The organism is Ruegeria sp. YTSC199 (assembly GCF_059609725.1).
Genome location: NZ_JBXWMF010000052.1, coordinates 1 through 11,535, shown reverse-complemented (window position 1 = coordinate 11,535; position 11,535 = coordinate 1). Strand labels below are relative to the sequence as shown.

General features: G+C 53.4%; 14 protein-coding genes and 2 pseudogenes. 9 read left to right on the top strand and 7 right to left on the bottom strand.

All coding sequences use genetic code 11. The annotated features are described in order from the left end of the window. The first annotated feature begins 253 nt into the window (after positions 1–253). Positions 254–454, top strand: coding sequence for a 30S ribosomal protein S21 (gene rpsU / locus AC2FEE_RS25155; RefSeq protein ID WP_114869331.1), 201 nt, complete (start codon positions 254–256; stop codon positions 452–454). A gap of 206 nt (positions 455–660) precedes the next feature. Here the strand turns inward: rpsU and AC2FEE_RS25150 are convergent, their stop codons facing one another. Then, positions 661–1,314, bottom strand: a complete 654-nt coding sequence (locus AC2FEE_RS25150) for a DUF2461 domain-containing protein (RefSeq protein ID WP_496868154.1) — start codon at positions 1,312–1,314, stop codon at positions 661–663. Positions 1,315–1,750: 436 nt separating this feature from the next. Then, the gene (locus AC2FEE_RS25145; RefSeq protein WP_496868153.1) at positions 1,751–3,007 is read right to left on the bottom strand and encodes a class I SAM-dependent methyltransferase; all 1,257 of its coding nucleotides are present in this window, start codon (positions 3,005–3,007) and stop codon (positions 1,751–1,753) included. A gap of 552 nt (positions 3,008–3,559) precedes the next feature. On the opposite strand from AC2FEE_RS25145, the gene AC2FEE_RS25140 reads away from it, so the two are divergent. The 3 genes from AC2FEE_RS25140 to AC2FEE_RS25130 all read left to right on the top strand — a co-directional run bounded on the left by AC2FEE_RS25140 (position 3,560) and on the right by AC2FEE_RS25130 (position 5,973). Beyond that, on the top strand, positions 3,560–3,811 hold the full coding sequence (locus AC2FEE_RS25140) for a hypothetical protein (RefSeq protein WP_496868152.1): 252 nt from the start codon (positions 3,560–3,562) through the stop codon (positions 3,809–3,811). 309 nt (positions 3,812–4,120) lie between these two features. After that, positions 4,121–5,743, top strand: a complete 1,623-nt coding sequence (groL, locus tag AC2FEE_RS25135) for a chaperonin GroEL (RefSeq protein ID WP_496868151.1) — start codon at positions 4,121–4,123, stop codon at positions 5,741–5,743. Positions 5,744–5,841: 98 nt separating this feature from the next. Further along, on the top strand, positions 5,842–5,973 hold the full coding sequence (locus AC2FEE_RS25130; RefSeq protein WP_268952749.1) for a hypothetical protein: 132 nt from the start codon (positions 5,842–5,844) through the stop codon (positions 5,971–5,973). Positions 5,974–6,143: 170 nt separating this feature from the next. Here AC2FEE_RS25130 and AC2FEE_RS25125 read toward each other — a convergent pair whose 3' ends face one another. Further along, positions 6,144–6,515, bottom strand: a complete 372-nt coding sequence (locus tag AC2FEE_RS25125; protein WP_496868155.1) for a fatty acid desaturase — start codon at positions 6,513–6,515, stop codon at positions 6,144–6,146. Between the two features lie 35 nt (positions 6,516–6,550). Next, the gene (locus AC2FEE_RS25120) at positions 6,551–6,787 is read right to left on the bottom strand and encodes a hypothetical protein (RefSeq protein WP_299664513.1); all 237 of its coding nucleotides are present in this window, start codon (positions 6,785–6,787) and stop codon (positions 6,551–6,553) included. 155 nt (positions 6,788–6,942) lie between these two features. Between AC2FEE_RS25120 and AC2FEE_RS25115 the strand changes: the two are divergent. Next, positions 6,943–7,674 (top strand): annotated as a pseudogene (locus AC2FEE_RS25115) (Crp/Fnr family transcriptional regulator). 54 nt (positions 7,675–7,728) lie between these two features. On the opposite strand, the gene AC2FEE_RS25110 reads toward AC2FEE_RS25115, so the two are convergent. Continuing rightward, on the bottom strand, positions 7,729–7,884 hold the full coding sequence (locus AC2FEE_RS25110) for a hypothetical protein (protein ID WP_496868150.1): 156 nt from the start codon (positions 7,882–7,884) through the stop codon (positions 7,729–7,731). A gap of 217 nt (positions 7,885–8,101) precedes the next feature. Then, complete coding sequence (locus AC2FEE_RS25105; protein ID WP_496868149.1) at positions 8,102–8,518, bottom strand: hypothetical protein; 417 nt, start codon at positions 8,516–8,518, stop codon at positions 8,102–8,104. Positions 8,519–8,886: 368 nt separating this feature from the next. Here AC2FEE_RS25105 and AC2FEE_RS25100 point away from each other — a divergent pair, with 368 nt between their 5' ends. From AC2FEE_RS25100 to AC2FEE_RS25085, 4 genes are all read left to right on the top strand, one after another. Next, positions 8,887–9,114, top strand: a complete 228-nt coding sequence (locus AC2FEE_RS25100) for a hypothetical protein (protein ID WP_496868148.1) — start codon at positions 8,887–8,889, stop codon at positions 9,112–9,114. A gap of 59 nt (positions 9,115–9,173) precedes the next feature. Then, the gene (locus AC2FEE_RS25095; protein WP_176865328.1) at positions 9,174–9,527 is read left to right on the top strand and encodes a hypothetical protein; all 354 of its coding nucleotides are present in this window, start codon (positions 9,174–9,176) and stop codon (positions 9,525–9,527) included. A 706-nt stretch (positions 9,528–10,233) separates the two neighbouring features. After that, the gene (locus AC2FEE_RS25090; protein WP_496868147.1) at positions 10,234–10,755 is read left to right on the top strand and encodes a hypothetical protein; all 522 of its coding nucleotides are present in this window, start codon (positions 10,234–10,236) and stop codon (positions 10,753–10,755) included. Between the two features lie 14 nt (positions 10,756–10,769). Next, complete coding sequence (locus AC2FEE_RS25085; RefSeq protein ID WP_496868146.1) at positions 10,770–11,012, top strand: hypothetical protein; 243 nt, start codon at positions 10,770–10,772, stop codon at positions 11,010–11,012. A gap of 45 nt (positions 11,013–11,057) precedes the next feature. Here AC2FEE_RS25085 and AC2FEE_RS25080 read toward each other — a convergent pair. Continuing rightward, a pseudogene (locus tag AC2FEE_RS25080) lies at positions 11,058–11,384 on the bottom strand (IS110 family transposase); the annotation flags it as partial. Positions 11,385–11,535 lie beyond the last annotated feature (151 nt).

Below are 11,535 nucleotides of genomic sequence, written 5' to 3'. Positions count from 1 at the left end.
CTCCTTTCCTAGCAGTCGATAACAACTGCACTTTGGCACGTTCGATGCCGGTGGAGCAGGAGCCATCCACCTCATCCCCTAAGGGCCGTGTGCGAATTCAATGTCATCTAGCCTAAATGGCCGATGCTGTGAGCATGACGATTACTTCCGGCCCCACCTGCAACCGGTATGCTGTACAATCTAGGACAAGATTGCTATTTGGTCTATTCCTGCAATATTGCAAACTTCAGACCAGAAAGGTGGTGTAAACCACATGCAGGTTAGTGTACGCGACAACAATGTTGATCAGGCCCTTCGGGTTCTTAAGAAAAAACTCCAGAGGGAAGGCGTTTTCCGTGAAATGAAGCTCAAGCAACATTTCGAGAAGCCATCTGAGAAAAACGCGCGCCAGAAAGCTGAAGCGATCCGCCGCGCCAGAAAGCTGGCACGTAAGAAGTTGGAACGCGAAGGATGATGTAATCATTCCTCGACGCTGAAAAACAGCCCCCGTTGTCCGATGGCAGCGGGGGTATTACGTTTCAATGGGCTATTTGACATGAGAGCGCTACAAATTAGCTTCCTGCGGCACGCGTTTTGCATAGCCGAGAACGCAGACTGTGTTCACGGATGAAGCGCCATCCCACGAAAACACCCCACTCGCATAATTCTCTCTGCGCAGAGTCAGTCGAAGTAGTGCACCAGCGGGCGGGCGGCGCGGAAGATCTCAATCAGCAGATCGATTACCTCGTCGTCAAGCAGCAGAGCGTCTGGCAGATCTTTGCGGCATCCCAGGCCAGCCATTTTCAGATAGGGCGCGGCGGGGTCGTTACTTGCAAAGCCTTCCGACACAGTACCCAACGCCTTTCGCGTGACAATTCCGTCCGGGAAAATCTTCTTAAACTCAGGGTCGTCCAAGATGGCTGTCAGGCCGCTCGGATCATTGATCAAACGCGTCTGCATTCGGACGAGCGCGTCCTTGGAGGGTTTGAAAAGTGCACCTCCTGCGTAGCAATTTTCTGGCTCGATGTGGAGATAGTATCCGAAGCTTTCTTCGGGATCACCAGCATTGGCAAAAACATCCACGTTCGAGCGGTATAGAGCACGCCCGATGCGGTCTCGTGGTTCCTGAAAGAATTTGGTGAAGCTTCGCTTCGGTTTGATCCCCGCCTCAGCCACGAAAGGATCAAAGCGATCAGCATAGTCGTGCAGTGTCATTGCGATACCAGCGAAATTGCGCAAGGCGTCATCGCGTTCTTCGCGATGCTCGTCCATCCAGGCTTTGCGGTTGTTCATTCCGAGATCCGCAAGGAACGCAAATGTTTCTGGCTCTACCACGGGCGCAACTCCTGTTTCGCAGTTGCCAAGAGGCTTGACTGCGTTCCCATTGCATCCTTGTAAGGCTAATTCAGAGTAACCGCCATGGATTGTAACTCAGCGCCTGAGAGATACCACCGATGATGGAAAGGACAGCCACCACTTACGTGTTGTCTGTAACGTTCGGTCCCGAACAACGAAAATGCTGCGTCAACGATGAACGTCCGGTTTGGGGGAGTTGAGCCACAGCTAGGGACAGGGCCATCAATGTCGGCACTGGGCCGCAGCGCGACAGTCAGGTTTTGTCTGAAAAAAGTGAAGTTGTACTGCCTGTCGATGACCGCTCTAAGCCCAAAGCGGAACCCTTTTTCTCGATGTTTTCACGTTAAGTTCTATTGTTCTCGATGCCCGCACAGGCTCCTTCGCCGTATTTTGGAACCGCTGACTCCCACGACCCTCAGCCCGAGTGATTAGACGTTTTGCACAGATAATCTCTGGTTACAGGAACAACCATCTGACCTCGGCTTAGCTGAAACTGAAATACAACCAAGCCCTGTTCCGAAAAGGCCATCTCGGATACGATCAGATAGTATCGCCACATTCGCAGAAACCGATCATCGTAGAGGTCGCGGATCGATTCCAGATTGGCCTCGAACTTTTCCTGCCAACATTGAAGCGTTCGCGCGTAGTGGCCGCGCCAGACTTCAACATCTGTGGTCACCAAGTCCTGCTTTTCAATCTCCTTCATGGCTTCGGACATTGATGGTGCATATCCGCCGGGAAAAATGTATTTGTGAATCCATGGCGACGTTCGACCGGGTGCGGTGGATCGACCGATTGTATGCACCAATGCGACGCCATCCGGTTTCAGATTCTCACGCAGTTTGCGAAAAAATGTTGGATATTGGGGCCGACCAACATGCTCCATCATTCCGACCACAACGATACGGTCAAATTCTTCGTTGACGTCCCGATAGTCGATCAGGCGGAATTCGACCATATTCCCGACACCTGCCGCTTCGGCTCTGCTTCTTGCATATTCCAACTGCACTTTGGACAAGGTCACGCCAACCACCTTCGCTCCATAGTCTCGCGCCAAGGTAATTGACATGCCGCCCCAACCACAGCCGATATCCATCACTGTCATTCCTGGTTCGATTAAGAGCTTCTTGGCTATGTGCGCCTTCTTTGCTTCCTGGGCCTCTTCGATGCTTTGCCCCGGGTCTGAGAAAAAGGCGCAAGTATATTGAAGGTCCTGGTCAAGAAAAAGTTCATAGAGATCAGCGGAAAGGTCATAATGATGTTCGACATTTCTGCGCGCGATATGAACGGGATTATACTGTGCGATACGTCTAAGTGACTTGCGCAGCCCTGTGACCGACGTGCCGTAACGCCCACCACCATAGTTGTTCGCATTGCGCACAATTAGCGAAACAAAGCCGCGTAAATCGTTTTGCGAAATTGTTAGAGTCTCATCCATATAGGCTTCGCCCAATGCGAGATCGCCGTTCATTACCAATTTGCGCGGAAGCGCTTTGTCGTGGAGGGTTATGGCTGAACTGGGCCCTTTTCCGCGGCCATAGGTGCTGCAACGCCCATCCGGCCAAGTCAACGCAAGCTCACCTTCCTGGATGATCTTGTTCAAAAGGCGGTCAAGCAATGACACCCACAATGTGACGTCCTCCAATGCTTCCACGAATAGACTACACTCCATGGCAATCGCACAAGTTGAAGGAGCATGTTATGTTCGCTTAGTCTGCAGAGCGGTCGGTCATGCGCGTAGATTATGGCACATTGAATAGATAGGCTCCCAAATATTCGCCGATGATCGCCGCGCGAGCATAATCGAAAAGGCGCCCTGCGCTGAATTCCTGCCGCATGGACTAAACACAACTGCGTTTCGGCGCATGTGTGTGTTCGGATCCTTCGCATCCGCATCCGCATCCGCGTCCGCTAAGCTGGATGGCATCGAACTCGTCCAAATGATCTGAATGAAGCAGTTCTCTAGCGCTTCAACTTCGGTCTTTCGGTTGTTTGCTGTGATCGCTGGATAAATGTGTCCAGCATGTCGTTAACTCTGGCCGTTTTAAAAGTTTGCAACACAACCGTTCAGCACCCGAAAGAGCGACGAATGCAGATAGTTTTCGAGTGAGAGGACTGTTTTTGCTTGTTTTTATTGGGTACTCCAAGTGCGACGAAAATTTCATAAGAAAATTCGACGCGAAACTGCTTTCAATCAGTCCAACATGCAGCAAATTCTGCAACGATGGTTGAATTCATCGGGCCCAATTCTGATCCTGATGAATTCATGCAACAGGAACGGCCCATGATGTCTGACCCAACAGAGTTTGCAGGAATGGCGGCACTCTCGACCAGCGAGGCACCGTCGCTCTCCTTGAATAATCAAAAAATTGCTTCCGCAACGCCAAGCCGCGAGGGTATTACGCGCCGCGGCGATGGCTCACGAAAACGCTCCAACAATAGGATTGGAAACAAAACGCCATCAGGCCGTTGCTGATTTGATTAACGCGATCATAGTCACCAAAAACACGGTTCGATTTTTGTGACACCGCGCGGTAGTGGTTTGGCTCCCCGACCTTTGAAGTGGATCCGAAAAAGAAACCGCCACCGCTCCCGCCCGAATGAAACCCGCCCGATCAGCACGCCTCCGTCCAGTGCTGGTCTGCTCGGCAAACCTTAAAAAGGAGCGCTTCGAGGCCATTCACTCGACGTCGCCTTTTCGACGAAGACGAAAAGACCATGGACCAGTCGGTCTTTTCCGACGCGGCAGACCATCATCCAATTCTTGTCTCAGGGAGTTCCCGACATGTCCGCCAAAGACGTCAAATTCAGTGCTGATGCGCGCACCCGAATGCTAACAGGGATCAACATGCTGGCGAACACCGTCAGGATCACTCTTGGTCCCAAAGGTCGTAACGTCATTTTGGACAGATCCCACGGTGCCCCGCGTATCACCAAGGACGGCGTTACTGTTGCCAAAGAATTCGAGCTTCCGGATCACTTTGAAAACATGGGAGCCCAGATGGTGAAGGAAGTTGCGTCCCGCACCAACGACGAGGCTGGCGACGGAACAACCACTGCTACCGTTCTGGCTCAGGCGATCGTCAAGGAAGGGATGAAGGCCGTTGCCGCTGGCATGAACCCGATGGATCTGAAGCGAGGTATTGAACAAGCCGTCCGGGTCGTCGTCGCAAAGATCAAGGACCTGTCCCGACCGGTTGGCGACAGTGCTGAAATTGCGAAGGTAGGGGCCATCTCCGCCAACGGGGATGTAGCGATTGGCCGTCAGATCGCCCATGCGATGGCTGCGGTCGGAACTGAAGGCGTAATCACGGTTGAAGAGAGCAAGGGATTGGAGACCGAAACCGAAGTGGTCGAAGGCATGAATTTCGATCGCGGTTACCTTAGCCCATATTTCATAACAAATGTGGTCAAGATGAGCGTAGAGCTGGAAGACTGCGTTATCCTGTTCCACGAGAGCAAGTTGTCGTCTCTTGCCGACATGGTGCCGTTGCTCGAAGCAGTCATGGAAGCCGAAAAGCAGCTTCTGGTTGTTGCCGAGGACGTGGAGGGCGATGCGCTGGCCATGCTTGTGGTCAACAAGCTTCGTGGTGGATTGAAAGTTGCCGCCGTGAAGGCGCCTGGGTTTGGGGATAGCCGCAGGGAGATGCTGGAGGATCTCGCGATCCTGACGGGCGGTCAAGTGATCTCGACCGATTTGGGGACCAAACTTGAAACCGTCACGCTGGACATGCTCGGTGCCGCAAAGAAAGTCGTCGTCTCCAAGGACGATACGACCGTCATTGATGGCGCGGGCGACAGATCAGAAATCACTTCACGGGTCGCCCAGATTCGCTCCCAAATCGAAGATACGACGACCGACTACGAACGGGAAAAGCTGCAGAGTCGTCTTGCTAAACTGACAGGCGGGGTCGCCATCATCCGGGTCGGAGGGGCCACGGAGATTGAGGTAACGGAACGCAAAGACCGGGTTGACGACGCGTTGAACGCCACTCGCGCGGCGGTTCAGGAAGGTGTTGTTCCAGGCGGTGGTGTTGCGCTGCTCCATTCAGACAAAGCGCTTGCGACCCTTGAAGGTGCCAACTCCGACCAAGATGCCGGCATCAGGATCGTCCGGCGATCAATCCAGGCACCGCTGCGTCAGATTGTCGAAAATGCCGGCGTGGACGGATCGGTCGTCGCGGCAAAGATCATCGAAAGCGAAAACCCATCCTTCGGGTTCGACGCTCAAACGGAAACTTATGTCGACATGCTGACAGCGGGGATCATTGACCCCACCAAAGTTGTCCGGGTTGCTCTGGAAGATGCGGCGTCGATTGCAAGCCTTCTGATCACAACCGAGGCGATGGTCGCACAAAAACCCTACAGGTCTGGAACTGCATCAGATTTGGGACCCTTGAGGGCGTGACGCAGGTCTTTTGACCCAACGACGGGACCACCTCAATGCAGTCGGTCGATCTGTAACATGCAAACGTATTAAGAGAAACCAACCTGAAAGGAACTCAGATGTCGAAAGGTGACAAGAGGCGCGGCAACCGCGAAGTTAAAAAGCCAAAGAAAGCAAAGGAAAAAATCGTGGCGACGGCCGACTTCTCAAAGGGTCAGAAGCCGGTCAAGATAGGGAGTAAGAAAAAGTAATTTTCATAGTCGCAGGATGAAGATTGCAACCAAGGCGGAGCGTGCAGGATTCGCGTCGTCAGGAAGGGATGGAGACATGGGCAATAGCCGCAACTCCGGCCCATGGTGTCCGAAGGCCATTGGAGCGCCGCTTTGGCATGCTTCGCAATTTGGTTTCCGAAGTTTCTGATCTATACCCGGATTGATTCATAACTCACTATAACGATGCGTTCGGTTTCGTCCCAGAGCGCGAGGCTTGAGAAGCGCAAGCTATCGCGGAGAGTGATGCGCCGGGTGTTGGCAAGGACGTCATGACCTCGAAGGACTTCCGGAAGACGATAGAACGGGATGCGGCTGGCCAGATGATGAACATGGTGAACTCCGACTTTCCCGGCGATCCAGCTCAGCATTCCGGGCAGTGCATAGTGTGAACTGCCTTCAAGCGCCGCATCCTGAATGCTCCAATCATTTTCCCGCTGCCAACTGGTATCCTCGAACTGGTGCTGCAGGTAAAAGAACCACATGCCAGCAATTGCAGCGCGGAGCATCGTCGGCAGAAACACGAACAACAGGACGTACAAGTACCTGGCCGCGTGATCTAAGATCGGCGCGAGAAGTTACCGCTGACAATAATCTCGTTGATCAATTTGGCGACTGCCGAATGGGTTTCTAGCTCTAATTCCGAACCATTGGCACACTCGTGGGTCACGGCAGCATCGCGCAAAACCCCGACGATCTCACGTTCCTGAAGAAGATTGAGATCGTTTAAGGCAAGTAGAAGAGCCTCGCAGATCGAGAGTGCAGCCATGCCTGCGGGATCTTGGTGGTCTGACATTGGGGTCATTCCTTTTATAGTCATTGGATTCGTGACCAGGCGAGGTGGTGATGGTTTTTCTATTGTCACATGAGTTTTGGTATTTTGGACTGATCGAAAGTAGCCTCAATACCAAATTCTTCGTAGAGTCTTTGCAGGCTCGGGGAAATCCAACGATGAACACCAACACCAGCCCGCTAACACAGAAACTCTCGGCATTTGTTGCCTTGGCAGAGGCGGAACTGGCCGTTTTGGAACAATTGCACCAGCGGAGGAGAACCTTTGAGGCTGGCCGTGATCTTGTTCATCAGGGACAATCGGAACAGGCTGCCTATATCCTCGCCGCAGGCTGGGTTGTTTCATATTAGATTCAGCCTGACGGATCACGCCAAATCGTCGATTTCCAGATTCCAGGGGATTTCCTTGGGCTACGCAGCGTTTTGCTGCACACGTCAGACCATGGCATTGAGACGATTGTTGAAATCGAAGCCGCCGAGGTTCTGGTGAGTGATCTTTTGCAAGCCTTCGCAGAGACACCTCGGCTTGCCACTGCAATTTTATGGGCCGTGTCACGCGACGAAGCGATGGTTGTCGAACATCTTGTCGGGCTTGGGCGGCGTGATACGGATGCGCGCATGGCACATTTCCTACTGGAACTTGGAGTCAGGCTGTCGCTTGTGGGGATGGGCAGCAAGAAAGGCTATGCCTGCCCGCTCACACAGTACCATCTTGCCGATGCACTGGGATTGAGCGCCATTCACGTCAACCGCGTCCTGCGCAAACTCAGGGAGGACGAGTTGGTTACATTTCGGGATGGGTTTGTGACGTTCAATAACTATGAGGGTCTGGTTAAACTGGCGGATTTCGATCCAGCGTATCTGGATCAGAAGCGGCCGCTTCTGGCCTGATTGGGTCCACAATCTGGTTTTGGACGATCCTGCTTACATCTCCAACGCGTGACGTTACATCAGCGCCCTACTGGCTTCCTTAAGTTCCTTGTGAGCCTCTTCGTCATTTTCTGCTTCGTGGGCACTTTCAGCGGCCTGATAGTGTTTCATTGCCGTCGCCTTTTTGGGCCCATCAGGTGCTTTGTCCCAAGCGGCCTTGACGGAGGCCATGTGCTTGACGGTGTGGTTTTCCTGACTCTGGTTTTCATCATTCGTTGGAATGTCCTTTCCTGGACGGTCCGAGAATAAGAAGCACGAGACTCATACAGCTCTTTTGGGGAGCTCCATGTTCCCCGCGCTCCTCAGGTACTCAAAAAAAATGCCAACCAAATACACAGCGGACACATGTCACCTAACAGGTTTGAGAGCGCCTTCGTACTGACGCAGGTTAGCCCGCTTGAGCCAGATAAAAGATCCGCGCAAGTATCAGAGCGTCCATGAGTGAAATCAGCATCCAATAGATCGGGATCCGGGGGCCGGTATACTTTATTGTCTCGGGCAATTTCGAAACGCGATGCGACACCCGCTTAGGTAACAAGGCCACCAACTTTGTCGCCACGCTGCCGCTCGCATGATCAAGCGTGGGTACATCTCTGACTGTCGAAAGATGCGCTTTCAGCCGGGCATGCGCTGCATCTCGGCCCAGAAGTGTAAGCTCACGAGCCTCGGTCCAAGGCTCGAGCCCGAGACGCGCAAGGGCTGACAAAACCGTGACTGTTGCACCGGTTTTGTCTTCACCCACTACTGCAAGCAGGAAAGGGTCATAGTCGGGGCCATCCGGGCGAAGAACATCTGATACAGACATGATTTTTCCTTTCGGGCTGGGGAGCGGCGCTCGACAAAAATCGTTGGGACAAAGATACCGACCAACGCGTTGGATACCGCATTCAATATTGCTTGATTGCTGCAAGGCGCACAGACTTGCATCTGCCTGGATGCGCCACCTTCAAGCCCCGGTTGTTGGGGGTGAGACTGTTGCACACATCCTGACAGTAAAGAACCTGATGGGTACTAACTTCGATCAGCATAAAGCCCGTGGGTTGGGAATAATATAGCCCTAAGTGCTGTGACTTGACGGGGCATCTGGACTGATGCGGCCGACCATAGTCGGTACCGGAAATCCAGCGATCAATTCAACGGAGGTATGGGATGCTCACGCGTTCGATCAGATCAATGGTGACGTTCACCAATGCCTTCAGGTTGGGAAACAGCGACATCGTGTTTCCGGCTGGCGCGTATGAAATTCTCTTCGAGGAGGAGTTGCTGCAAGGCGTCAGCTTTGAGGCTTACCGACGCACCGCGACCTACCTGATGGTCAGGGGTCGAGGGAGTCATGTCGGTCAAACAACGATGCACATGACAACACAAAAGGATCTGGAGCACGCCATTGCCTGCGACTAGGCCCGCTGTGAAACAATTCAACTTAGCGAAGCGGCGCTTTCTCCGCTGGAGGACTTGATATGACCAATCCTGAATGGCTGAAACCTGGTATGTATGGCGCGCTGCTCGGCGCGGTGTTTGTCGGCGTCGTTGGATTTTCTTGGGGCGGCTGGATGACTGGCGGAAGCGCGAACAAGTTGGCAAGCGAAATGGCGCGGGACCAGGTGATCGCGGCGCTCGTGCCAATTTGCCACGACATGTCCCGCACGGATAATCAGCGTTTAGCAAAGCTCGCAACGATCCAGGCTGCCACGTCGTACAAGCGACGCGACGCCGTGATGGATGCGGGTTGGGCAACCATGCCTGGTTCCGATTCTCCGAACCGCGATCTCGCCAAAGCGTGCATAGAAGGGCTGAACCTTGATGCATCTTAATATGATTGCGTCAAGGCCGTCCTCGTCAATTCACACTGGTTTGCTACGGTCAGTGGGATGTTTAGATTGCAACTGGAAAGCGACCATGGAACCTGTTCGACCCTTGATGTTAGAAAGCGGGATACCGAAGGAAGCAGTCTGAAATTTCCCTCAGGTACAATCTACCGCGGCGCAACAAGCGATCACACCGGCTCAGCCAAACTCACCGGGCCCGTCAGGCGAGAAATGAAAATAGGCATGAACTACAACGCTCTTATGGGGGCAATAAACGCGCCGGATGTCGCGAGAATTCGACTATGCAAGGAAAACTTGCCAAAACTAACGGGGATAGCGAAGCTTGCCTAAATTTGAAGTTGTTGTAACTTCTCAAATAGCGCTCCGCGGTCCGATACCGAGCGTCATGTGCTGATTTGCTTGGCAACGCGCCGTAGTAAATCGGCCCTTCAAACCCCATATACTGATAGGCTACGTGCGAATTTTCGGGTCTGATCGACGCACCGAGGTCTCAGTGGAAAATCCGAAATCGATTGGGATCAAGTCTTTCAATGACCTGGCTATTAGGTCTGCCGTCCTGCTGAACCGTCGAATAAGGAAACCGACAATCAGGGCGGCAAAGGCCGGTTCAGCCAATCTCGAAAAACCCCGAGAGTCGCGCCGGAGCGGGCTGGCGAGCCCTACCTGGCCCTTAATCGAAAGGACCACCGCAATGGATGACCAATTCAGCAAGACCATCGCAGTTTTCGACTGGCCATTCACAGTGCCCGGTTTTGCAGAAACGCTCCCCGCCGGCGAGTATGAAATCGAGACCGAACTCGCCTCGCCTCCGGATCACCAAGACCCTGAAGCTTGGAAGGCCTCGGTTGTTGTCCACCTGCATCCACGCATTTCCCATCCGGGATTAGCCCGGAGCCTAACCGTTTCATTGATTGATCTCGACAATGCCCGCGCGAAGGACAAGCTTTCAGGAAGAGAGCTGTCTGATGTTTTTCTGGAAGAAATGCTGGCAGACCCAATGGTGCAGCTTGTGATGCAGGCCGACGGGGTATCCGAGGCCCAATTGCGGCATCTTTACTCGGGATCGCGGACAACGCGGGAGAATGTCGATCTCGTTGACCAAAGTCCCAAAGACGATACCCCGCAAGTTTTTCCGCAGGACAGCTCTGAAATTCAGAACGCCGAAAATGAAGGGATGCCATGCCAACAGTCCACTTCGCCTATGCCCGAATGAAGTTGAAGAAGCGAATGCCTGAATCAACGAAACGCGAGGAACTGATGCAAAAGAAGAAGGAATTCATCGTCTCGGACCCGCCAAAGCGTGCGCTTGCAGATGCGCCCAAGGAACGGTTCTGCTTGCGCTGCAAATCCTCTTTCTGGAGCGAAGGTTTTGGCGAACGCATCTGTTCCCGCTGCAAGGGCACCTCTGCTTGGCGCGCGGCCGTGCCGGAAGGCGTCAGTCAAGGTCGCCGCTCTGGCGGCCGGTCGTGATAGATCCCTTGTTTGTTTTTAGGGCTGCCTGCCGTTGTTGTCCGAGATAAAACGCATGGTGGGACGGCTCGAAGCCACACAGATGGCCTCTGCATCAGCGGCATCGTTTTTCTGTCGCTTCACAAACGGTTTCACATACGCAGGTGGGATGAGCCTGACATCGTGACCCAGGCGACCAATCTCGCGGCCCCAGTAATGCGCGCTAGAGCAAGCCTCCATCGCAACCACGCATCTCGGTAGCATGGCAAAAAACTCAAGGACCTGACCTCTGCGCAGTTTCTTCCGCAGAATAGGGTGACCCGAGTGATCTGCTCCGTGCACTTGGAAAACGTTCTTCGCCAAATCCAGGCCAATCATGCTAATCTCTTCCATAGACGCCTCCAATCATGTTGTTTGCAAACCCACAATGGCACATCGAGGCCAGCGGGGGCGTCTACACCTTCAGAGGGTTCTGTTGCAAAGTTTTGAGCCCGCCGAGCAGTTTCAGCAATTGCTCGGGAGTCAGGCTGCGAGCTCAGCGAAC